Source organism: Novosphingobium sp. B 225 (assembly GCF_002198665.1).
Taxonomy (GTDB): domain Bacteria; phylum Pseudomonadota; class Alphaproteobacteria; order Sphingomonadales; family Sphingomonadaceae; genus Novosphingobium.
Genome location: NZ_MWLM01000029.1, coordinates 34,329 through 55,641, shown reverse-complemented (window position 1 = coordinate 55,641; position 21,313 = coordinate 34,329). Strand labels below are relative to the sequence as shown.

Genomic DNA, 21,313 nt, shown 5'->3' with positions numbered 1-21,313 from the left:
ATGAGGATCACGTTCACGCTGTTCGCCGCCGGGTCGCTGTTTGCTGCTCCGGCTTTCGCCAAAACCATTGAAATCGCCCCCGGAGACGGCGCGCAGGGCCGGTTGCAGGAAGCGCTGATCACGGCCCAGCCTGGCGACGTGGTCCAACTTGCGCCGGGACGCTTCGTGCTGACCGACGGGCTTTCGCTCGATGTAGCCGGGGTGACCGTGCGCGGAGCGGGGATGGATGCCTCGGTACTCGACTTCACTGGCCAGCAGGGTGCGGGCGAGGGGCTGCTGGTAACGGCAAAAGACGTCACCTTGCGCGACTTCGCGGTGGAAAACACCAAAGGCGACGGGATCAAGAGCAAGGGTGCGGATAATGTGGTCTATTATCGCGTCCGCGTGACCTGGACTGGCGGGCCCAAGGAGAGCAACGGGGCCTATGGCATCTATCCGGTGTCGAGCACGGGCGTGCTGATCGACGGATGCAAGGTTTCCGGCGCGTCTGACGCGGGGATCTACGTCGGTCAGTCAAAAGCGATCACGGTGCGTTACAACTACGTTGAGCAATCGGTGGCGGGGATCGAGATCGAGAACAGCCGCGATGCGCTTGTCACCGGCAATCTCGTGACGCGCAACACCGGCGGGATATTGGTATTCGATCTGCCCAATCTGCCGGTGATGGGCGGGGGGAATACCGCGCTGCGCGATAATCTGGTGATCGCAAACGACACCCCCAATTTCGCGCCCAAGGGCAACATCGTCGCCTCGGTCCCACGCGGTACCGGGGTGATGATCATGGCCAACGAAGGGATCGAGATCACGGGCAACACGCTGGTCGCCAATCCCACCGCGCAAGTCATGGTAGTGGCCTATCCCAAGGCGTTTACCGACATGCGTTACAACCCGCTGCCGCGCGGGGTGCGGCTCTATTCCAACACGATTCGCGGCGGGGGGGATGACCCGCAACTGCCCGATGCCGACAAGCTGAAGGCAGCATTTGGCGGTGCCCTGCCACCAGTGCTGTGGGACGGGCTGGGCGATGCCCCGCGCGGTGTTTCGGGCGACGAACGGCACGGCTGGACGCTCAACCTGCCCAAGCAGGGCGCTGACATGGAAATGGCAAATCCGGCTCCGCTACAACTCGCGCTGCCCATTCCTCAGCTGCAGAGCTTTGATTCTACCAAGGGTAAGCCCGTGCCGATCCCCCCAATCGGCGCCCCCGCCGCGCTGGATGCCCGGATCGCGCAATGAAACTGCTGGCCGCCGCTGCGCTGCTCGCCGGAACAGCGATTGCCGTGGCTGCTGCGCCCGGCGGCGGGGTGAACGATGCCGCAATCACCGGTGCGGGCTTTCCGGCTGCCTTGTCCGAATACCACTTCTTCGCCGATGATGCGGCGCAGCGGCCCGCGCAGGGCGTTACCCCCTATCGCCTGCAAACTCCGCTATGGACCGACGGGGCGGACAAGCAGCGGTTCGTCTATGTCCCGGCGGGGCAACAGGCCCGCGCGCAGGGTGAAGGACTGCTTGATCTGCCGGTTGGCTCGGCGCTGATCAAGAGCTTCGGGTTCGGCGGAAAGCTGATCGAAACCCGCGTCCTGCTGCGCCGCGCCGATGGCTGGGTGGCGCTGCCCTATCAATGGAATGCTCAGCAGAGCGAGGCCCGGCTGGTGCTGGGCGGGGTGCGCCTGCCGGTGACCACCCCGGAAGGCAAAGTGCTGAGCTATGCCATCCCCAACAAGAACCAGTGCAAGGAATGCCACGCACTGAGCGGCGCGGTGACGCCGATCGGGCCCAAGGCGTCCAACTTGTCACCCGAATGGCTGGCAGGCTTTGCCAAAGCAGGCCGGCTTGACCGGGCGCCCAAAGTCGCGCGCCGCGTGCCGCGCTGGGAGGACCGCGCCAATGTCCCCGTCGCACTGGCCGCGCGTGGTTATCTCGATGCCAATTGCGCGCATTGCCACAACCCGGCGGGGGCAGCTTCGAATTCCGGGCTTTACCTCGGCTGGGAAGTCAGCGATCCCGTCCAGCTCGGCGTGGGCAAGCGCCCGGTCGCGGCCGGGCGCGGGTCGGGCGGGCTCGATTTCGATGTGGTGCCGGGCGATCCGGCGCGCTCGATCCTGGCGCACCGCATGGCCAGCCTTGAAGGCGGAGTGGCCATGCCCGAAGTGGGACGCAGTGTGGTCGATCCCGCCGGGCAGGCAGTGGTCGAAAGCTGGATCAGGGAGATGAAGCGGTGAAATCCATTCTGAAAGTGCTCGGCTGGCTGCTGGTGGTCGCCGCCATCACGCTCTACACCTTCCGCGATCCTGACAGCGATCCCAAGGCGATGGTGGCCAAATACGGTGCGCCGCCGTCCAAATTCCTCAAGTTGCCCGACGGCCAGATCATCCACATGCGCGATGAAGGACCGGCGGACGCGCCGGTGATCGTGCTGCTCCACGGCTCCAACGCCGATCTCCACACCTGGGGGCCGTGGACCGACCAGCTCAAGGGCAAATACCGCGTGATTCGGCTCGACCAGATCGGCCACGGGCTGACCGGCGCGGACTCCAAGGGCGACTATTCGCCACAAGGGTTTGCCAATCGGCTGGCGCAAGTGGTCGATGCGCTGGGGCTGAAGCAGTTCGCGCTGGCGGGCAATTCGATGGGCGGCGGGATCGCGATCCGCTATGCGCTGGATCATCCGGAGCGGCTCTCCGCGCTGGTGCTGGTCGATGCCGCGGGCGCGCCGCAGACCGAGAAGGCCAAGGGCAACCTCGCCTACACGCTGCTCGGCATTCCCGGTGGCAGTCTGGTGATGCAGCAGGTTACCCCGCGATCGATGATCGAAAAGAGCCTGCGCCAATCGGTCGCCAATCAGGCGATCGTCACCGATGCTGCGGTCGATCGGTACTGGGAACTGCTGCGCTATCCCGGCAACCGTCAGGCAACGATGGAGCGCATGGCCCTGCCGCGCGTGCCCTATAGTCAGCAACAGTTCGCACAGCTCAAAATGCCGGTCATGGTGATGTGGGGCGAAGAGGACAGCCTGATCCCGCTCAGTTCGGGCAAGCTGATGGCCAGCCTGATCCCCGGCTCCACCTTGGTGACCTACCCCGGCATCGGCCATATCCCGATGGAGGAAGCCGCCCAGCGTAGCGCGGGCGATCTGGCCACCTGGCTCGCGGCGCATGGCGTGCCCGGCAAGCCCGGGTAGTGGGTCAGTTTGAATTTTGATCAGACCGAGCGGCGATCTTGGCTCGATAGACATCCAGAGCTTTTTGCTTGGCTTGGTTGCGGGATGCCTGCCCTGTCGCGTCGGGCGCATTAGGAGCCGCGGTTTCTGTCAGGACGTTCGGATGCACGTGCGCTTTGCGGCGCATACTGCTAGTTCGTGATCGACTGGCGGCAACCGTGCTGGACATTACACCCTTATATCACGCGAGGTTCTTCTTGTAAGGCCCGCGCTTACCGGGCTTGGCTTCGGCATCTTCGACCCAAGCCCGGCTGAACTGGACGCAAGGCCGCCGATTCTCTAAGGCTCGGCCCGGACAGGGGAAACACGTCTCCGGGGAGTACGGGATTTTGCGCAAACTTGGCCTGATCGGCGGCATGAGCTGGCTGTCGACCCGCACCTATTACGAACACATCAACAAGCTGGTCCAGGCCCGCGCCGGGCAGCGCGCGAGCGCGCCCTTGTTGATCGAAAGTCTGGACTTCAGCGACATGGCCCGGCTGTCCAGCGCAGAGGAATGGGCCCGCGCCGCCGAAGTGCTGGCGGACAGCGCCAAGCGGCTGGAAGCAGCTGGCGCGAGTGCGCTGATCATCGGTGCCAATTCGATGCACAAGGTCTATGACAAGGTAGCCGCCGCCGTTTCGGTGCCGATCATCCACATTGCCGAATGCGTCGCCAGCCGGATGGAAGCCGACGGTGTCAAAAAGGCCGCACTGATCGGCACCCGCAACGTGATGGTCGAAACCTTCTATCGTCAAAAGCTGATCCAGCGCGATATCGAACTGCTGCCGCCGGAAATGCAATTCGTCGAAACGCTTGACCGGATCATCTATGACGAACTGCTGCTGGGCAAAGCCAGCCGTCAGGCTGAGCGCGAGCTCAAGACGATCCTGACCAACCTGGAACAGGACGGTGCGCAGGCCGTGGTGCTGGGCTGTACCGAGCTGGAAATGGTGGTCGATGTCGATGCCAATGTCCTGCCGATTTATGACTGCACCCGGATCCACGCCGAAGCGGCGGTGGACTGGATCATGGGCGCGGGCTGAAGATCGCCTTGACCTTCGCCCCCTTCGCCTGCGATCCCGCCCAGTCTCGGGGGCGGGAGTTTCCGATCGAACAGTCGCTCGCGCGCGGGCCGCGGTCGGCGTTTCAGCGGGACCGTGACCGGATTGTCCATTCGATCGCGTTCCGGCGCCTGCGCCACAAGACGCAGGTATTCATTGCGCCGGATGGCGATCACTACCGGGTGCGGCTGACCCACAGCCTGGAAGTGGCGCAGATCGGCCGGGTAATCGCCCGCGCGCTGGGGCTGGATGAGGATCTGACCGAGGCACTGTGCCTGGCGCATGACATCGGCCACCCGCCGTTCGGCCATGCGGGCGAGGATGCGCTGGACGCGGCACTGCACCGCCACGGCGGGTTCGATCACAACGCCCAGACATTGCGCACACTGATGCGGCTGGAAAGCCCTTATTGCGAGCACGAGGGGCTCAACCTCAGCTGGGAAGTGCTGGAAGGGCTGGCAAAACACAACGGGCCGGTCGGCATGGTCGGCTGGGCACTGGCAGAGCTCGATGCGGCCTATCCGCTGCACCTGTCGGAAAGGGGTTCGCTGGAAAGCCAGGTTGCGGCGCTGGCGGATGACATCGCCTATGATAACCACGATATTGACGATGGCCTGCGCGCCGGATTCCTCCAGCTGGAAGAATTGCTGACGCTTGATTTCGTGGCCGATCAGTGGCGCGCGATTGAACGCAAGTTTCCCCATGCCCCGCAGGATCGGCAGCTGCGCGAACTGGTGCGCAGCCAGATCGGCTGGATGGTCAATGATGTGATCGGGGAAACCGCTGCGCGGGGGCATGGCATGGCCTGCCCGGCTGATGTGCGGGCCGCACCGCGCGCCACCGCCGCTTTCTCCGCTGCGCTGGCCGAACAGGAACGCGCGCTCAAGGCTTTCATGTACCAGCGGCTCTATCATCACCCCCAACAGCTTGCCACGGCGGAACGTGCGCGGGCTGTGGTGGCGCAGCTCTATGCCGCATTTGCGCAGGATCCTGCGCTGATGGAGCCGAGCTGGCAGGCGCGCCTGCCCGATGCGGAACCCGCGCGCAGCCGCCATATTGCCGACTATATCGCCGGCATGACCGATCGTTTTGCCATTTCCGCTTTCGCGCGGATCTATGGCCGCATGCCAGAGGGGCTGAGCAATGTCTGACACTACCCGCATCGCGCTGGTCGGAGCCTCGGGGCTGATCGGGCAAAGTCTGATCCGGCTGGCCGTGGGGCGCGGTGACGTGCGGATTATCGCGGTTGCCCGGCGCGAAGTGCCGCTGCCCAAGGGCGCGCGGATGGAAGTGCTGGTGGCGGACCCTGAAAACTGGGCCAATGCGATCGCCGCGGCCAATGCGTCGGTGCTGGTTTCGGCGCTGGGCACCACCTGGAAGAAAAGCGGCAAGGATGAAGCCGCGTTTCGCAGTGTCGATCAGGATCTGGTGCTGGCCTGTGCCAAGGCTGCGAAGGATTGCGGCATGCGCCAGATGATCGCGGTCTCCTCGGTCGGAGCCGATGCCGGGTCGAAGAACTTCTACCTGCGGGTGAAGGGTGAGGTGGAACAGCAACTGGCCAAGGTCGGCCTGCCCCGGCTTGACGTGCTGCGCCCCGGCCTGCTGCGCGGCGCGCGCGGGGAACTGCGCCCGGCCGAGCGGCTGGGCATGGTACTGAGCCCGCTCGCCGACTTGCTGATGCAGGGCCAGTATAGCAAATACCGTTCGATCCACGCCGACATGATGGCGCGCGCGATCGTCGGCCTGACCAGGGAGAAGGCGGCCGGGCGGTTTGTGTTCGAACATGACGCCTTGGTCCGCGCGGCCCGGCGGGGCGAGGCGCAGATCTAATCCCCAAAGATCCTCCCGCAGAGGGGGAGGGGGACCGCGAAGCGGTGGAGGGGGGCGCACAAGATTGCGCGCGGCAGCGCGGCTTTCCTTGATCAGCCCCCTCCGTCTCGCTCCGCGAGCCACCTCCCCCAGAGGGGGAGGATCAGGGAGAGGCAGACCCGAAGCCCGACGGGGGAGGAACTCAGTTCCCCCATTGACAGCATTAGTCCCGCCATTCATTCCCATAAGCGTCGCTGATCGCGCGGGAGAGTTTCGGTGATTCGTCACCGGACGCCGAAGGAGCAACCGCCCCGGAATCTCTCAGGCCAATGGACCGCGTGGATCGATAGCGATGCTCTGGAAAGTGGTGCGGCAACGCACCCGCCGAAGGGGTAACCCTGCAGCAGCAGGGGAAAGCTCTCAGGTTTCCGTGACAGAGGGGGTGCCGATTGGCGCCACACCTGTGCGGGAACGATATTAGTGAGCGATACTTACGAAAATTCCGAAGACGAAGTCCCCGGCACCGAAGTGCTGCCGCTGGATGCCTGGCACCGTGCGCGCGGCGGGCGGATGGTGGAGTTCGCCGGGTACTGGATGCCGGTCCAGTACAATGTCGAGGGTGGGGGGATCATCGCCGAACATCTCTGGACGCGGGAAAATGCCGGGCTGTTCGATGTCAGCCACATGGGCCAGCTGGTGCTTTCGGGCGAAGGGCTGGATGCTGCGGTTGAAGCGGTGCTGCCGATTGATCTGGCTACTCTCGCACTGGGAGCGCAGCGTTACTCTCTGCTGCTGGATGAGCACGGCGGGGTGCTGGATGACCTGATGGTCACGCGCTGGCGTGAGGCGCTCTATCTGGTGGTCAACGGGGCGACCAAGTGGGACGACATCGGGCACCTGCGCGAGCACTTGCCCGACGAAATTACGCTCAATCACCTGGACGACCGCGCCCTGTTCGCGCTGCAGGGGCCGAAGGCTTTTGCCGCGCTGGACCGGCTGGTGAGCGGCGAATGGCCACTGGCCGCGCTGACATTCATGCGTGCCGGACCGTTCCTGCTGGACGGTACCGAAGTGCACATCAGCCGTTCGGGCTATACCGGCGAGGATGGGTTCGAAATTTCGCTCCCTGCCGATCAGGCGGAACGGATCGCGGATTTGCTGTGCGAGCAGCCAGAGGTCAAGCCGATCGGGCTGGGCGCGCGGGATTCGCTGCGGCTGGAAGCTGGTCTGCCGCTCTATGGACATGATCTCACCCCTGAAACGAGCGCGGTCGATGCTGATCTCAGGTTCGCGATCAACAAGCGCCGTCGCGCTGATGGCGGTTTCCTCGGCGCGGAGCGTGTGTTGGCTGATTTTGCCAGGGGCACGCCGCAACGGCGCATTGGTCTGACGCTGGAAGGGCGGCAGGCGGCGCGCGAGGGTGCGGCGATCTATGCCGGTGACCAATGCATTGGCAGCGTCTCTTCGGGGGGCTTTTCGCCCTCGCTGAACCACCCCATCGCCATGGGCTATGTTGCCACCGCGCAAAGCCAGCCCGGTACCCCGCTCACCATCGAAGTGCGCGGCAAGCACTTGCCCGCCCGGGTCGTGCCCATGCCCTTCGTCCCCCACCGCTATTCTCGCTGAGGAGCATTTGCGAATGACCCGTTACTATACCAAAGACCACGAATGGATCGAAGTCGATGGCGACACAGGCACGGTCGGGATCACCGACTATGCGCAAGGCCAGCTTGGTGACATCACCTTTGTGGAACTGCCTGATACCGGCGCGGCGCTGGCCAAGGGCGATGCGCCCTGCGTGGTCGACAGCGTCAAGGCGGCCAGCGACGTCTATTCGCCGGTCAGCGGTACTGTGACCGAAAGCAATCATGCGCTGGCCGATGAGCCTGAACTGGTCAACACCCAGGCCGAAAGCGGCGGCTGGCTGTTCCGCCTGACGCTGAGCGATGCGGGTGAACTGGGCGGCCTGATGGACCGCGCGGCTTATGATGCGTTTGTAGGCGGGCTTTGATTGAGAAATCCTCCCCTTTTGGGGGAGGTGGCAGCCCGGCAGGGCTGACGGAGGGGGCGCAGCGCTAGTCCCAGGCCCCCTCCGCCTCACTACGCTCGGCACCTCCCCCAGAGGGGGAGGATTTTCGAAGGACGAAACTGAATGCGCTACCTCCCGCTAACCCCTGCTGATCGCTCCGCCATGCTGGGCGTGATCGGCGCCGGTTCGGTCGATGACCTGTTTGCCGATGTCCCCGCCGCAGCGCGCCTTTCCGGTCCGATTGCCGGGCTGCCCCGCCACGCCAGCGAGATGGCGGTGGAGCGGCATATGGCGGCACTGGCGGGCAAGAATGTCAGCGCCGGTTCGGTGCCGTTTTTCCTCGGCGCCGGGGCCTATCGCCACCATATCCCCGCCAGCGTTGATCACCTGATCCAGCGCGGCGAGTTCCTGACCGCTTACACCCCCTACCAGCCGGAAATCGCGCAGGGGACCTTGCAGGTCCTGTTCGAATTCCAGACCCAGGTCGCGCGGCTGCTGGGGACGGAGGTGGCCAATGCCTCGATGTACGATGGTTCGACCGCGTGCTGGGAAGCAGTGGCGATGGCGGCGCGGATCACGCGGCGCAAGCGGGCGGTGCTTTCGGGCGGATTGCACCCGCACTATGTCGCGACGGTGCAGACCATGGCGCGGTTCACAGGCGATGAGATCGACAGCCGCTTGCCGCAGCTGGCCGCCGCGCCGGACGATGACGCACTGATCGCCGCTATCGATGCCGAAACCAGCTGCGTGGTAGTGCAGTACCCCGACGTGCTGGGGCGGATCCCCGACCTCGCGAAGATCGCAGCGGTGGCGCAGGCGCAAGGCGCGCTGCTGATCGCCGTGGTGACGGAGCCGGTCGCACTGGGGCTGATCGAGGCGCCGGGCAAGCTGGGCGCGGACATCGTTGTGGGCGAGGGTCAGGCGATTGGCGTCGGACTGCAGTTTGGCGGGCCGTACCTGGGCCTGTTCGGCTGCCGCGACAAATTTGTGCGGCAGATGCCCGGGCGGCTGTGCGGGCAGACCGTGGACGCAGCGGGCAAGCGCGGCTTCGTGCTGACGCTTTCTACCCGCGAACAACACATCCGGCGCGAGAAGGCGACCAGCAACATCTGCACCAATGCCGGGCTGTGCGCGCTGGCTTTCTCCATCCAAATGACCTTGCTGGGCGGGGAAGGGCTGGGCCGCATGGCCAGGATCAGCCACGCGCGGGCGCGGCAGACGGCGGAGCGGCTGGCGCAGGTGCCGGGTGTGCGCGTGCTGAACAGCGCCTATGTCAACGAATTCACCGTGCTGCTCCCCACCGATGCGCGCGAAGCGGTGCGGCGGATGGCGGATGGCGGTGTGCTGGGCGGGGTCTCGCTTGGGCGACTCTATCCGGGGGCGGGCGACCTTTCGAACGGTCTGCTGGTTGCGGCCAGCGAATGCACCACGCTGGAGGATATCGAAGCGCTGGGCGTGGCGCTGGAAGGAGTGCTGGCATGAACGCGGTAAACCAGGCCGGCTGGCGGCCGGAAATGGGCCAGGCAAATGCGGCTACCCGCGCTACCAGCAGCGGCGACAGAGCCTTGATGCTGGAAGAGGCGCTGATCTTTGAACTGGGCCAGCCCGGCACCTGCGGCGTCGATTTCGGCGAAACGGACCTGCCGCCGCTGGACAGTCTGGCCCCATTCCTGCGCCGCGATCCGCTGGACCTGCCGGGCCTGTCAGAACCGGAAGCGGTGCGGCACTATACCCGCCTGTCGCGCCAGAACTATGCGATCGATCTCGGGCCGTTTCCGCTGGGATCGTGCACCATGAAGCACAACCCGCGCCTGAATGAGAAAGTCGCGCGGATGGCCGGTTTTGCCGATCTCCACCCGCTCCAGCCGGTATCGACCGTGCAGGGCGCCCTGGGAGCGATCAACCAGCTGGCGCACTGGCTGATCGAACTGACCGGCATGCACGGCGTGGCGATGAGCCCCAAGGCCGGGGCGCATGGCGAGCTGTGCGGGCTGCTGTGCATCAAGGCCGCACTCGAAGCGCGGGGCGAAGCGCGCACCACGATCCTCGTCCCCGAAAGCGCCCACGGCACCAATCCCGCCACTGCCGCTTTCGCGGGCTTTGCGGTGGAAAGCATCCCCGCCACCTGCGAAGGCCGGGTCGATCTGGCCGCGCTGACGGCCAAGCTCGGCCCGCATGTCGCTGGGGTGATGATCACCAATCCCAACACCTGCGGACTGTTCGAACGCGATATGAAGGCGATTTCCGACGCGGTCCACGCCGCAGGCGGCTATGTCTATTGCGACGGGGCGAACTTCAACGCGGTGGTCGGCAAGGTCCGCCCGGGCGATCTGGGCATCGATGCGATGCACATCAACCTGCACAAGACCTTTTCCACTCCGCACGGCGGCGGCGGGCCGGGCTCTGGCCCGGTGGTGCTGTCCGCGGCCTTGAGCCCGTTCGGTCCGCTGCCCTTTACGGTCCGCGAGGCTGACGGATCGGTGCGGTTGGTGGAGGAAGAACAGGCCGCGCACGAACATCCGCAGGGCTTCGGGCGGATGGCTGCGTTCCACGGCCAGATGGGCATGTTCACCCGCGCGCTCGCCTATATCCTCAGCCACGGGGCCGACGGGCTGCAGCAAGTGGCGGAGGACGCGGTGCTCAACGCCAACTACGTGCTGTGCAGCCTGGACGATGTGCTCGATGCGCCGTTCGGAGCCTCGGGCCCCTGCATGCACGAGGCGCTGTTCAGCGATACCGGGCTGGCCGAGGGCTTCTCCACGCTCGACATTGCCAAAGGGCTGATCGACGAAGGGTTCCACCCGATGACGGTCTATTTCCCGCTGGTGGTCCACGGCGCGATGCTGGTCGAGCCGACCGAGACCGAGAGCAAGGCCGGGCTCGACCGCTTCATCGCCAGCCTGCGCAGTCTGGCCGAGCGGGCGCGGGCCGGGGATGAGGCGTTGAAAAGCGCCCCCCACTTCGCGCCACGGCGGCGGCTGGATGAAACCATGGCGGCACGGAAGCCGGTGCTGGTCTGGCAGGGATGAGCGCCAGTCCCTCCCCCTTGATGGGGGAGGGATACGCAGGCTTGGGAGCGCAGCGAACTAGCCGGAGTTGGGTGGGGGTGATTGCGCCCTCCAGCCCGGCCTTCGCCGCCCTTTCACCCCCAGCCAAGTTCGCCTAGGTTCGCTGCGCTTACCAAAGCTCACTATCCTTCTCCCATCAAGGGGGAAGGGCCAGTTCGGGAGATCGCATCATGTGGCCAGCGCTGTTCAGTTTTACCAATGTGCTGGCGATGTGCGCCTGGGTGCTGTTGGCCTTCTTTCCGCGCAAGCCGCTGACGCACAGTGTGATCCTGTACCTGGGCGTCGCGCTGCTCTGCCTGACCTATACCGTGCTGTTCGTGGCGGTGACCACCGGGCAGCTCGATCCGGTCAGCCTGCCCGGCGCAGGCAAGCCGGGCTTTTCAAGCATCGCGGCAGTGCAGGCGATTTTCCAGAGCCAGGGCGGCACGGTGATCGGCTGGACGCATTATCTGGCGTTTGATCTGTTCACCGGCCTGTGGATCGCCCGCGATGCCGATGCCAAAGGGTTCTCGCGGATCGTGCAAGTGCCGGTGCTGTTCGCCACTTTCATGGCCGGACCGATCGGGCTGTTCGTCTGGCTGGTGATCCGCGAACGCCGCGCCCGGGCTGGCGGGCGGGGGTAAACCAGAATCCTCCCCCTTTGGGGGAGGGGGCAGACGCCGCAGGCGGCTGACGGAGGGGGCAACGTCGGGGCTATGCCCCTCCGCCTCCCCCGGAACAAGTCCGGGTTCGGCACCTCCCCCAAAGGGGGAGGATTTTGGGCTAGCGAACCACCTTCTCTCCGGCCTCACCCACCGATTGAATGTCCCGGCCCACGCCTTTGACAGTGTTGCAGGCGCTGGCCGTCAAAGTCAGGCCGGTCAGGGCCAGAGCGGCGATAAGTTGGCGAATCATCGTGTCGTCTCCTTTGCCGGGCATACTAGCGTGCGATTCTGAACCTTGGGCCACGCGCTGCGGTTAACCGCCTACTCTCCGGCACCGACTGTCGCAGGACTGACCGTTTTGGCGTGCAAATGCTCGCGCCAGGCAATCACCGCCCCGGCTGCGACGATCAGCGGCGCGCCCAGCCAGGTTGAAGGCGTGGGCAGCTGATCCCAGAAAGTCCAGCCGAGCAAGGTGGCCCAGACCAGCGAGGAATAGTCCATCACGATCACGCTCGCCACCTGGCCATATCGCAGCGCGGCGGTCAGCAGGATCTGGCCCAGACAGCCCAGCACGCCGCCCAGCAACAACAGGCCCCACTGGTAAGGCGTGTGGGTGCTGGCAAAGAATGGCAAGCCCAGCGCGAGCACCGGAGCGCTGAGTGCGGCAAACCAGAACACGATCGAAATCGATTCCTCGGTCCGCCCCAGATCGCGCACCTGGATGCTGATCAGCGCCACCATGAACCCCGCACCCAGCCCCACCGCCGCGCCCAGTGGTGGAATGTGGCTGTGGCCGGGCTGGGTGATGATAACTACCCCGGCAAAACCCAGCGCCACGGCCAGCCAGCGCACCGGCCCAACCTGTTCGCGCAGTAGCAGGACTGACAGGATCACCGCAAAGATCGGCGTCGTAAAGCCCAGCGTGGTCGCCTCGGTCAGCGGCAGCAGCAGCGGCGCGCCGAAAGTGAAGAACATGCCGATCATCCCGATCAGCGCGCGCCGGGCGTGGATCGGCAGGCGCCGGGTCTTCAGCCGGTCCAGTTGCCCCCGCATGGCAAGCCAGCCACCAATCAGGAACACCGTGGGCACTTGCCGCCAGAACAGCACTTCGGGAAAGCGCACCCCGCTTTCCACGGTCAGTTTGACCACCGCCACCAGTGCGGACAGCACCATGGCCGCCAGCAGACGCAGGCCAAGGGCCATCAGGGGACGCTGGACAGGAGGCATGCTTCCCCCTTACCGGGGCATGATGCTGCCGCAAGGACCGATTGGCGATTTTCTGAACCACGATTGGGTGCAGTTCTGGTTGCTGCCCGGACTGGCCGCGCTGGCGCTGGCGGTGTGGGGCGGCATAGCCGACCGCCGCCGGATGCGCCGCAACCGGCCCGATGCGGTCGGCTGGCTGCCCTGGCGCGAGATCAGCTTCTGGTCGAGTTTCGCGGCGCTGTTGCTGCTGGGCGCAGCCTTGCGGGGGTGGCTGAACGCGCCGTAGGGGGCTGGTCGGGTCTGTTCTGACGTCGATTTTGGTTGAACCGGACTGTCCGGATACGACAACATTGCGGACACGGCCTGAGAAGTGCATCTCACCGCTATGATTAGGAAGCGTTCGACTTGTCGATTGCCCAAGATCTTGGCAGCACTCTTTGCGGGCTCCACCATTGTTGCGATTGGCGCGTGCGGCGTGAAACCCTCGCCCAATGCGGATTTTGCGATCAAACCTGAACCCGCCAAAGTTTGTCGCGGGGCCGCTGACTGCGGCGGCCACGAATGCCTCCGAGAGCAAGTCACCTCGACTTCAGTCAAGCCCGAAGCCAAATGTTGGCCACGGCCTTCCGGAGCTTGCTATGCCGTTATCGAAAACGGCATTGCTACCGGGATAGTCGCCTGCATTTCGGACTAGATGTTGAGCAAGGGATGCAAATTGTATCGACGTCATGCGGGAGGCAAGTTGAATCTGGGCAGGTGAACCTCACGACTTAACGACCGCTCCCCCCAAACATTCCGGCCATTCACGCCGTCAATCGAACGCTCGCAGAGCCGCCCAACATAGCTTCGTGGCTTCGTGCTTTCGTGCGAACCCACATGAATCCCAACCCTGCCTTCAAATCGGCTTTCCTACATTGCAAAAATATGACCTAACCTGCGGGATGAGGCCGCATTGTTCAGTCCTGCAATTTCATCCAGTGGCAACCCTGCGCGGGGCTGGGCCGGGAACAGTTGCAGCAAAGTGCAAGTTCACACATTCCGCGCGCGAGACAGGCCATGTGGACGGGCGAGGGTTGGCCGTGCAGCGGTTCGCTTGCGAGACTGATAATCGCTCTGAATCAGATCGTTACGTCGTGTTTGGAGACCTGCCAAGGGCAGCGGTCATGGCCGCCCGGACCGCCCGGAAAGTCACACGAATTCACACCCCTTTGGGTGTCTACCAGACGCCGGAAGTGTGGTCGGACAGCTTACAGGCAGGCTTCCAGGAACGCCTGGTCGAACCCGAACTGGCGGGCCTTTTCCAGGGTGTAGGGACGCAGGCCCGAAGGGCGGAATTCGCCGATGATCTTGCCGTCGTCGGTTTCGTCGAGATACTCGAACTTGAACAGCGACTGGGTGACGATCACATCGCCTTCCATCCCGATCACCTCGGTGATTTCGGTGGTGCGGCGCGAACCGTCGCGCAGACGCTTGACCTGCACGATCAGGTCGACCGATTCGGCGATCTGGCGCGAAATGGCTTCCTTGGGGATCTTGATGTCGCCCATCAGGATCATGTTTTCCATACGGCCCAGGCACTCACGCGGGTTGTTGGCGTGGAGCGTGCACATCGAGCCATCGTGACCGGTGTTCATCGCGGCGAGCAGGTCAAAGCACTCCGCGCCGCGGATTTCGCCCAGGATGATCCGGTCAGGCCGCATACGCAGGGCGTTCTTGACGAGATCGCCGATGGTGATCGCACCTTGCCCTTCCAGGTTCGGCGGGCGGGTTTCCAGCGGCAGCCAGTGCGGCTGCTGCAGGCGAAGTTCGGCGGCGTCTTCGATCGTCAGCACGCGTTCGCCCGGATCGATCATCTTCGACAGGGCGTTGAGCATGGTGGTCTTGCCCGAACCGGTACCGCCCGAGATGACGATGTTGAAGCGGCAGGCGCCGGCGATTTTCAGCGCGGTGGCCATCTTGTCGCTCATCGAACCGAAGTCCTTGAGCATGTCGATCGTGATCGGCTTTTCGGAAAACTTACGAATCGAGATCGCGGTGCCGCGCAGCGACAGCGGGGGCACGATCACGTTGACGCGGCTGCCGTCCTTCAGACGGGCGTCGCACAACGGGGTGGTCTGGTCGACGCGGCGGCCGACCTGGTTGACGATGCGCTGGGCGATCTGGAACAAGTGGGCTTCATCGCGGAACCGGATCGGGGCAATCGTCAGACGTCCCTTCTTTTCGATGTAGGTCTGTTCCGGCCCGTTGACCATGATGTCCGACACGTCGGGATCGTTGAGCAGTTCTTCCAGCGGACCAAAGCCCAGCAGCTCGTCGATCAGCACTTTTTCCAGCGCGAACTGTTCGCGCCGGTTAAGCGTGACCTTGAGCTCGGCCAGCACTTCCATGATGATCGGGCGGAATTCTTCGCTCAGTTCATCCTTGGTCAGGGTCGCCGCGGCTTCGGGATCGACCCGTTCGAGCAGGCGCGGGAGCACCTGTTCCTTGATCTTGTGAACCGAGGCTTCAAAGCCCTGGGCTTCGTAATTGGCTTCGGCAATGCCGTTGACCCGGTCTTGCAGACGGGTCATCGCATCGGCCTTCAGCGCTTCGCCGCCGCCACCGACCGGGGGCAGGGGAGCAGGGGCCTCTTCACCGGGGAGCGGCGGGAACTGGTCCCCGCCCGACTTGGCTGCATCAACGCCGCCCTTCATCGGGCGTGCAACGCCGAACTGCGGCCGCGCGCCTGGCGCCATGCCACCTACTCCGTTGCGTCGGCCAAATGCACTCATCGCGGTCTACCCTCGGACTGGTTCTTTTCTGGCAGGGGTATGGCTACCCGATGCCTTATCCGGATGGTGAATAAGCCGGAAACTTTTAAGATTTCCTAATGCCGCCGGATTGACCTTTCGAGCGGGTCTGGCGGGTAGGCCAAGCCAGACAATGCGGCCCGCTTTGCGCATGAATTCTTGCCACTTATCGTTAGCACAATCTTAACAGTGGACTGGATAGACCGGACCGGAAACAAGCAGGGGAACCCGCCATGTACGCTGCCAAACGGCTTTATTCTTCGTCCGCGCAAGCACTTGCTGCGCTGCCCCCGCTCGACCGGTTTGTCGCGCGGGCGCGTGATGAGGATGCTTATGGCTGGCGCCGCTGGGCGGCTTCGCTGCTGGCGATCCACCAACCGCAGCGGATGATCCGGCTTGACTGCCCGTGGTGGCATGTCGAAGCCACCCGCGAGGTGGCTGAATTCCTGGCCGCCCGCCCCGGCGCGCGGGTGTTCGAATATGGCTCGGGCGCCAGCACGGCCTGGTTGGCCCGGCGTGCAGGTGAAGTGATCAGCGTGGAACACCATGCCGACTGGCACCGCCTGCTGAGCCCGCTGGTGGCCGAGTTTACCAATGTCCAGCTGTGGCAGCGTGAACTTGCCGGGGAAGACTATGTTGGCGCGATTGCCAGGGCGGGCGGGCTGTTTGACCTGATCGTGGTCGATGGCCGCCGCCGGATCGATTGCCTGACCCATGCCTTGCCGCACCTCAAACCGGGCGGGATCGTGCTGTTCGACGATTCCGGACGCAACCGCTACCGCGCGGGTATTGCGCAGTGCGGGCTCAAGGAACGTCAGTTCCATGGCCGTTCTTACTGCGTGCCCTATCCTGACTATTCCAGCATCCTCCGTGCCTGAACCGCAGCAGGCCGGGCCGGTCCGGCGCGCACTGGCGCGGTGGGGCGGTGCGGCTGTGGTTGCGGGCAGCATTGGATTCATTGGCGAGCGGCTGTGGCGGCTTGAACCGGGACAGCTTGCCGATCAGGCGAGCTGGCCGCTGGCCGGGGCCATGGCGATTGCACCGTTGCTGTTCGCAGGCGCGGATCACTTGCTGGCGCGCGGCTGGCAAGTGCTGGCCGATCCGCAGCAGCAGCTGGATCGGCGCGTGGCCGGAGCAATCTATGGCCGGGGGGTACTGATGAAGTACCTGCCGGGTTCGGTCTTTCAGTATGTCAGCCGCCAGTTCGGCGGGGCCGAGGCCGGTCTGGCGCACGGGCAACTGGCCAAGGCCAGCCTGACTGAAGTGGGGCTGCATCTCGCATCGAGCATGACCGTGGCCGCCGCCTGCCTGATCGGCACGCGGGCGCCGCTGGCCGCCGGTGCCGGGCTCGCGGCGCTGACTGCGTTGTGTTGGGGGGCGCGCCGTCCGTTGCTGCGGGCGCTCGCCTGCCAGATCGGAGCATTCTCAGCCTTTGCCATGGCCGCCATGGTGGTGGGAGCCGTACTGCTACCGGCCAGCGCATCGCTGCCGCAGTTCGGGGCGCTGTTCCTGCTGGCGTGGCTGGCGGGCTTTGTCGTTCCGGTCGCACCCGGCGGGCTGGGTGTGCGCGAAGCGGCCTTGCTGGCGCTGGCCGGTCCGAACCAGCCTGCTGCCGCTTTGCTGGGTGCAGTGCTGGCGCTGCGGATTGCGTCGGTGCTGGGTGACCTTGGCTATGGCCTCGCCGCTACAATGCGCGGCGCGAAGTCGCTCAGAAGTCGATAAACAGGTCGCCGGTCGGCGCCGCGTAACTGGGCGCCCGCAGATTGTTACCCCAGATCAACCGTGCTTCGGCCTTGCGCCCACCGCCAATCACATGGCTGCCGCGCGCCAGCGCTACTACCGCGCCGGGCTGATGCTCCACCCCGTCAAGCACCAGGGGCGCCTGCTGGACGGTATAGGTGCCGGGCACTGCCAGATCGAAGCGGACGGGCTCTACCCCGGCCGGCACGTCGCGCCCCGCCAGCCAGAACGGCCCCCAGAAATGGACATAATTCTGTCGCAGCACAGCGATGTCCTCATCGCGGTAGACCCGGTATTGGTTGTCGATGCCGCGCAGGGCCTGGGTGAAGATCTCGTTGTTCTCCACCACCAGCGGAACGGCCTCGCGCGCCATGGTCTCGGCCAGGCCGGGCACTTCATGCGTGCGGTACAGGTCGATGCCCCACTTCGTCATGAACATGTTGTGCTTGGCCAGCGATGGCAGCATGGCCATCTTGTCGAAGTAGCCGATCGGCTGCGGGAACAACTGCTTGGCGGCTACGGCGATGGTGCGCTGGGCGGGCAGGGAGGGCTGCGGTTCGGCCACCCAGACCGCCAGCGGGTTGACCGCCAGCACCCCGGCCAGCGCGGGCGCGCGGAACCGGTGCAAGGCATAAGGCACGACCACCGCCACCGCGACGGACACCGGGGCCAGCATGAAGGTGTAATAATAGGCGGCGGTGTTGTGATAGAACAGCAAGGTTGCCAGCGGCGCAAAGAACCCCGCCAGCGCGACCTTTTCAGCCGCCGAACCCGCATGGCGGCGCAGCACGAACGGGAAGGCCAGAATCATCAGGGTCAGCACCGGGGCGGTGGTCGCCGCCTTGAGCACCATGGGCCAATAGAACCGGGGCACCATCTGGAACATATATCCCGCCGAAGTGCGCAGCACATTGCTGGCCGCGCCTTCATAGGCCTGGGCGAGGTCATGGCGGTGATAGAGGAAGATCAGGCCGAACCATGCGGCAGCCGCCAGGCCCGTGCCGATGATCCGCAAGGCTTCGTCGCGGCTGCGTCCGGCCTCGTTCCAGCGCAGCCACATCACCCCGGCGAACACCGGGGCATAGAGCACGACCTTGATCGTCACCATGGCCGCAAGGCCGATCAGGAAGGCAATCCCGATGATCCGGACCGCACTGAGCCGCAGGGCCAGCAAGGCCCACAGCGCCGACATCAGCATGGCCGTGGCCAGCGGATCGACCCGGAAGCTGTAGCCATGCTGGAACACATAGCCGCCCGACAGATAGGCCAGCGCCGCGAACAGCGCGGCATTGCGCCCGGCAAAGCGCGTGGCGATGCCGACGATGGCGGCGGCGACCACCATCAGGCACGCGAACATGCCCAACCGCCCCGCGATCAGCGCGTCGATGTCATTGCCCGGCACATGGGTCAGCCAGGCGAACAGACGGGTGTGGATGGTTTGCAACGGACGGGTCAGGCGGTGCTGGGCCAGTTCGTTGACCTGGCTCAGGAACCAGTACTCGTCCCAGTTGATCGATCGGCGGAACAGCGTGAACAGCGTCAGCATGGCAACCGCGGTCAGCCCCGCGATCGGCCAGAACTCTGCGTTTCGCCCTGGCAGGCGACCGGTCACCGCGTTCATCGGCGAACCTGCCGCGCGGCAGCGCGGGGCGGAGCCTCGCTCTCGCTGCGCAGTAGCGCGACTTGTTCTTCCAGCTGGCGGACATGCTTCAAAGTAGCTTCCAGCAGCTTGCGGTTAGCTCCGATCAGATCGGCGAGCACGCCCATCAGTCCGGTCAGCACGCCCAGGACCAGCAGCGATCCGCCCAGTACCAGCGATTGCACATGGCCCTGGCCGTCACCGCTGGCCCAGAAATACAGGAACCGCAGGATCGGCAGCAGCCCCAGCGCGGCGATTGCTCCGCCGATCAGCATGAAAGTGCGCAGCGGGTTATAGGTGGCATAGGCGCGCGCCATGGTCATCAACTGGCGCGAGATGAATTGCGGCACCGATTTGAACAGCCGCGAAGGGCGCACGGCGGCATGGGTTCGGATCGGCACGCTGACGATCTTGAAGCGCTTGCGCCCGGCCTGGATCAGCATGTCGGTGGTATAGGAAAATTCGGTGGTGATCGTGATCCGCTGCGCCGCTGCCCGGCTGATCGCGCGGAACCCGCTGACTGCATCGGTCACATCGGTGCGCGACAGCTGCCGCACGACCGAGCTGCCCATGCGTTGCAGCAGGCGCTTGAACGGGCCGAAATGGGCATTGTCGGCCACGCCGCGGTCGCCGATCACGATGTCGGCCTCATGTGCGACGATCGGGGCGACCAGCTTGGCAATGTCGGCGCCTTCGTATTGGCCATCGGCATCGGTGTTGACCACGATGTCGGCTCCGGCGGCCAATGCGGCATCAAGCCCGCTCTGGAACGCGGCGGCCAGCCCCCGGTTGCGGCGGTGGCGAACCACATGCTGCACGCCAAACCGGCGGGCGACTTCGGCGGTGCCATCGTGGCTGCCATCGTCGATCACCAGCACTTCGATCACGTCCACGCCGGGGATCCGCCGGGGCAGGGCCACCAGTGTCTCGGGCAGGTTCTCTGCCTCGTTAAAGCATGGGATCTGGATAATCAGCTTGGTCATGATACCCCCGCCAGACCGCCTCGTCCCAAGGCATCCGGTGACATCTTGTTAAGGATGAACCGTAAACAGTCGGTAAACTTCAGCTTGCTCTGGCGCTGGCCACTGCCGGGCGATAGGAGGCCGGATCGTTACCTTGGAAACCAGTCCTTGCGCCGCACTGAAACCACCGGACTGTTCTATGCCATGGCGGGGTTCGCCGTGCTGAGCTGCGGCGATGCCGTGGTCAAGACCATGACCGGGGAATGGGCGCCCACCGCGATTGCGATGACGCGCTATATCATCGGGGCGCTGGGGCTGGGCGTGCTGCTGTGGCGGCATGAAGGCCCCGCAGCTTTCCGCATGCCGGCTCCGCGGGTCCAGCTGCTGCGCGGCGGGGCGGTGGCGATGGCGACGATCGGGTTCTTTTCCGCGGTGTTCGTGATGCCGCTGGCCACGGCCACCGCGATTACCTTTACCAGCCCGATGCTGACTGCGCTGCTCGCCGCGCTGCTGCTGGGAGAGCCCGCCCGGCGCGAGACGCTGGTGGCCTCGGTCGTGGCCTTTGCCGGGGTGCTGGTGGTGTTGCGGCCCAATTTTGCGGTGGTCGGCTGGGCGGCCTTGCTGCCCCTGCTGTCCGCTCTGGGGATGAGCGTGCTGATGATCGGCAACCGCTTTGTCGCGGGCAAGGGATCGGTCCTGGCGATGCAGTTCTATGTCGCCGCGCTGGCCTCGGTGATGCTGATCCTCGCGACCACCGCGCTGCATTTCAGCGGGATCGAGCGGTTTGCCGTCCACCTGCCGCACTGGAGCGTGATTGCCCGCTGCGCGCTGGTGGCCTGTTCGGCCAGCTGCGCGCATTGGCTGATCTATATGGGCACGACCAAGGCCGGGGCGGCCACCGTCGCGCCGATGACCTATATCCAGCTGCTGGTGGCGACCTTGTTCGGCTGGCTGATGTTCGAGAATCATCCCGATGCGATGACCCTGGCCGGGGCCGCGATCATCATCGGGGCGGGGCTGTACCTGTGGCACGCGGGCCGGGTGCGCGATGTGGCAGGGACGGACTGATGGCGCGTTGGCGCGATGCGGAGGAGGTTGAGGCCCGGCGTCAGTGGCGGAATGCTGGCTCTGCTTCCACCGCTGATCGCCGCCGCAGGTAACCCG

Annotated in this window: 20 protein-coding genes and 2 riboswitches; of the genes, 15 read left to right on the top strand and 5 right to left on the bottom strand. The window is 65.0% G+C overall.

Annotation, left to right across the window (positions count from 1 at the left end; all coding sequences use genetic code 11):
- From MNBBLIKP_RS03790 to MNBBLIKP_RS03740, 11 genes are all read left to right on the top strand, one after another.
- Entirely contained in the window at positions 1 to 1,236 is a 1,236-nt protein-coding gene (locus MNBBLIKP_RS03790; RefSeq protein ID WP_088307625.1) for a parallel beta-helix domain-containing protein, read from the top strand.
- Positions 1,233 to 2,222 (top strand): SO2930 family diheme c-type cytochrome, encoded by a 990-nt coding sequence (locus MNBBLIKP_RS03785; protein WP_088307623.1) that lies wholly within the window; start codon positions 1,233 to 1,235, stop codon positions 2,220 to 2,222. The genes MNBBLIKP_RS03790 and MNBBLIKP_RS03785 overlap by 4 nt, the downstream gene beginning before the upstream one ends.
- Positions 2,219 to 3,181, top strand: a complete 963-nt coding sequence (locus MNBBLIKP_RS03780) for an alpha/beta fold hydrolase (protein ID WP_088307621.1) — start codon at positions 2,219 to 2,221, stop codon at positions 3,179 to 3,181. The genes MNBBLIKP_RS03785 and MNBBLIKP_RS03780 overlap by 4 nt, the downstream gene beginning before the upstream one ends.
- A 368-nt stretch (positions 3,182 to 3,549) precedes the next feature.
- On the top strand, positions 3,550 to 4,245 hold the full coding sequence (locus tag MNBBLIKP_RS03775; protein ID WP_088307619.1) for an aspartate/glutamate racemase family protein: 696 nt from the start codon (positions 3,550 to 3,552) through the stop codon (positions 4,243 to 4,245).
- Positions 4,246 to 4,253: 8 nt separating this feature from the next.
- Positions 4,254 to 5,414, top strand: a complete 1,161-nt coding sequence (locus tag MNBBLIKP_RS03770; protein ID WP_088307617.1) for a deoxyguanosinetriphosphate triphosphohydrolase — start codon at positions 4,254 to 4,256, stop codon at positions 5,412 to 5,414.
- Entirely contained in the window at positions 5,407 to 6,093 is a 687-nt protein-coding gene (locus MNBBLIKP_RS03765) for an NAD(P)H-binding protein (protein ID WP_088307615.1), read from the top strand. Before MNBBLIKP_RS03770 ends, MNBBLIKP_RS03765 begins: the two co-directional genes overlap by 8 nt.
- A 232-nt stretch (positions 6,094 to 6,325) precedes the next feature.
- A riboswitch (glycine riboswitch) is annotated at positions 6,326 to 6,419 on the top strand.
- Positions 6,420 to 6,519: riboswitch (glycine riboswitch) on the top strand.
- A gap of 33 nt (positions 6,520 to 6,552) precedes the next feature.
- Entirely contained in the window at positions 6,553 to 7,698 is a 1,146-nt protein-coding gene (gene gcvT / locus MNBBLIKP_RS03760; RefSeq protein ID WP_088307613.1) for a glycine cleavage system aminomethyltransferase GcvT, read from the top strand.
- Between the two features lie 13 nt (positions 7,699 to 7,711).
- The gene (gcvH, locus tag MNBBLIKP_RS03755) at positions 7,712 to 8,083 is read left to right on the top strand and encodes a glycine cleavage system protein GcvH (RefSeq protein WP_088307611.1); all 372 of its coding nucleotides are present in this window, start codon (positions 7,712 to 7,714) and stop codon (positions 8,081 to 8,083) included.
- Positions 8,084 to 8,224: 141 nt separating this feature from the next.
- On the top strand, positions 8,225 to 9,583 hold the full coding sequence (gene gcvPA, locus MNBBLIKP_RS03750) for an aminomethyl-transferring glycine dehydrogenase subunit GcvPA (RefSeq protein WP_088307609.1): 1,359 nt from the start codon (positions 8,225 to 8,227) through the stop codon (positions 9,581 to 9,583).
- A complete protein-coding gene (gene gcvPB / locus MNBBLIKP_RS03745) occupies positions 9,580 to 11,130 on the top strand; it encodes an aminomethyl-transferring glycine dehydrogenase subunit GcvPB (protein WP_088307607.1) in 1,551 nt (516 codons plus the stop codon). Before gcvPA ends, gcvPB begins: the two co-directional genes overlap by 4 nt.
- Positions 11,131 to 11,339: 209 nt before the next feature.
- Complete coding sequence (locus MNBBLIKP_RS03740) at positions 11,340 to 11,792, top strand: ABA4-like family protein (protein ID WP_088307605.1); 453 nt, start codon at positions 11,340 to 11,342, stop codon at positions 11,790 to 11,792.
- 139 nt (positions 11,793 to 11,931) lie between these two features.
- Here MNBBLIKP_RS03740 and MNBBLIKP_RS03735 read toward each other — a convergent pair whose 3' ends face one another.
- Together MNBBLIKP_RS03735 and MNBBLIKP_RS03730 are read right to left on the bottom strand one after the other, a co-directional pair.
- The gene (locus tag MNBBLIKP_RS03735; protein ID WP_088307727.1) at positions 11,932 to 12,063 is read right to left on the bottom strand and encodes an entericidin A/B family lipoprotein; all 132 of its coding nucleotides are present in this window, start codon (positions 12,061 to 12,063) and stop codon (positions 11,932 to 11,934) included.
- Between the two features lie 71 nt (positions 12,064 to 12,134).
- Complete coding sequence (locus MNBBLIKP_RS03730; RefSeq protein ID WP_088307603.1) at positions 12,135 to 13,040, bottom strand: DMT family transporter; 906 nt, start codon at positions 13,038 to 13,040, stop codon at positions 12,135 to 12,137.
- Here MNBBLIKP_RS03730 and MNBBLIKP_RS03725 point away from each other — a divergent pair.
- Positions 13,039 to 13,305, top strand: a complete 267-nt coding sequence (locus MNBBLIKP_RS03725) for a hypothetical protein (RefSeq protein ID WP_140420521.1) — start codon at positions 13,039 to 13,041, stop codon at positions 13,303 to 13,305. The two genes, MNBBLIKP_RS03730 and MNBBLIKP_RS03725, sit on opposite strands and share 2 nt — an antisense overlap.
- A 961-nt stretch (positions 13,306 to 14,266) precedes the next feature.
- Here the strand turns inward: MNBBLIKP_RS03725 and MNBBLIKP_RS03720 are convergent.
- Positions 14,267 to 15,790 (bottom strand): CpaF family protein, encoded by a 1,524-nt coding sequence (locus MNBBLIKP_RS03720; protein ID WP_088307599.1) that lies wholly within the window; start codon positions 15,788 to 15,790, stop codon positions 14,267 to 14,269.
- A gap of 251 nt (positions 15,791 to 16,041) precedes the next feature.
- Between MNBBLIKP_RS03720 and MNBBLIKP_RS03715 the strand changes: the two genes are divergently transcribed.
- Both MNBBLIKP_RS03715 and MNBBLIKP_RS03710 read left to right on the top strand, forming a co-directional pair.
- Entirely contained in the window at positions 16,042 to 16,686 is a 645-nt protein-coding gene (locus MNBBLIKP_RS03715) for a class I SAM-dependent methyltransferase (protein ID WP_088307597.1), read from the top strand.
- Complete coding sequence (locus MNBBLIKP_RS03710) at positions 16,679 to 17,530, top strand: hypothetical protein (protein WP_088307595.1); 852 nt, start codon at positions 16,679 to 16,681, stop codon at positions 17,528 to 17,530. Before MNBBLIKP_RS03715 ends, MNBBLIKP_RS03710 begins: the two co-directional genes overlap by 8 nt.
- Here the strand turns inward: MNBBLIKP_RS03710 and MNBBLIKP_RS03705 are convergent.
- Both MNBBLIKP_RS03705 and MNBBLIKP_RS03700 read right to left on the bottom strand, forming a co-directional pair.
- The gene (locus tag MNBBLIKP_RS03705; protein ID WP_088307594.1) at positions 17,517 to 19,169 is read right to left on the bottom strand and encodes a hypothetical protein; all 1,653 of its coding nucleotides are present in this window, start codon (positions 19,167 to 19,169) and stop codon (positions 17,517 to 17,519) included. The genes MNBBLIKP_RS03710 and MNBBLIKP_RS03705 overlap by 14 nt on opposite strands.
- On the bottom strand, positions 19,166 to 20,170 hold the full coding sequence (locus MNBBLIKP_RS03700; protein WP_088307592.1) for a glycosyltransferase family 2 protein: 1,005 nt from the start codon (positions 20,168 to 20,170) through the stop codon (positions 19,166 to 19,168). Before MNBBLIKP_RS03700 ends, MNBBLIKP_RS03705 begins: the two co-directional genes overlap by 4 nt.
- A 147-nt stretch (positions 20,171 to 20,317) precedes the next feature.
- On the opposite strand from MNBBLIKP_RS03700, the gene MNBBLIKP_RS03695 reads away from it, so the two are divergent.
- Complete coding sequence (locus tag MNBBLIKP_RS03695; RefSeq protein WP_088307590.1) at positions 20,318 to 21,217, top strand: DMT family transporter; 900 nt, start codon at positions 20,318 to 20,320, stop codon at positions 21,215 to 21,217.
- Positions 21,218 to 21,313 lie beyond the last annotated feature (96 nt).

Bases quoted from the DNA above. Each gene is read 5' to 3' on its own strand.
- MNBBLIKP_RS03735 (WP_088307727.1), bottom strand. From the start codon at position 12,063: ATGATTCGCCAACTTATCGCCGCTCTGGCCCTGACCGGCCTGACTTTG.
- MNBBLIKP_RS03715 (WP_088307597.1), top strand. From the start codon at position 16,042: ATGTACGCTGCCAAACGGCTTTATTCTTCGTCCGCGCAAGCACTTGCT.
- gcvPA (WP_088307609.1), top strand. From the start codon at position 8,225: ATGCGCTACCTCCCGCTAACCCCTGCTGATCGCTCCGCCATGCTGGGC.
- gcvPB (WP_088307607.1), top strand. From the start codon at position 9,580: ATGAACGCGGTAAACCAGGCCGGCTGGCGGCCGGAAATGGGCCAGGCA.
- MNBBLIKP_RS03765 (WP_088307615.1), top strand. From the start codon at position 5,407: ATGTCTGACACTACCCGCATCGCGCTGGTCGGAGCCTCGGGGCTGATC.
- MNBBLIKP_RS03730 (WP_088307603.1), bottom strand. From the start codon at position 13,040: ATGCCTCCTGTCCAGCGTCCCCTGATGGCCCTTGGCCTGCGTCTGCTG.
- MNBBLIKP_RS03700 (WP_088307592.1), bottom strand. From the start codon at position 20,170: ATGACCAAGCTGATTATCCAGATCCCATGCTTTAACGAGGCAGAGAAC.
- MNBBLIKP_RS03720 (WP_088307599.1), bottom strand. From the start codon at position 15,790: ATGAGTGCATTTGGCCGACGCAACGGAGTAGGTGGCATGGCGCCAGGC.
- MNBBLIKP_RS03785 (WP_088307623.1), top strand. From the start codon at position 1,233: ATGAAACTGCTGGCCGCCGCTGCGCTGCTCGCCGGAACAGCGATTGCC.
- MNBBLIKP_RS03725 (WP_140420521.1), top strand. From the start codon at position 13,039: ATGCTTCCCCCTTACCGGGGCATGATGCTGCCGCAAGGACCGATTGGC.
- gcvH (WP_088307611.1), top strand. From the start codon at position 7,712: ATGACCCGTTACTATACCAAAGACCACGAATGGATCGAAGTCGATGGC.
- MNBBLIKP_RS03740 (WP_088307605.1), top strand. From the start codon at position 11,340: ATGTGGCCAGCGCTGTTCAGTTTTACCAATGTGCTGGCGATGTGCGCC.
- MNBBLIKP_RS03790 (WP_088307625.1), top strand. From the start codon at position 1: ATGAGGATCACGTTCACGCTGTTCGCCGCCGGGTCGCTGTTTGCTGCT.
- MNBBLIKP_RS03705 (WP_088307594.1), bottom strand. From the start codon at position 19,169: ATGAACGCGGTGACCGGTCGCCTGCCAGGGCGAAACGCAGAGTTCTGG.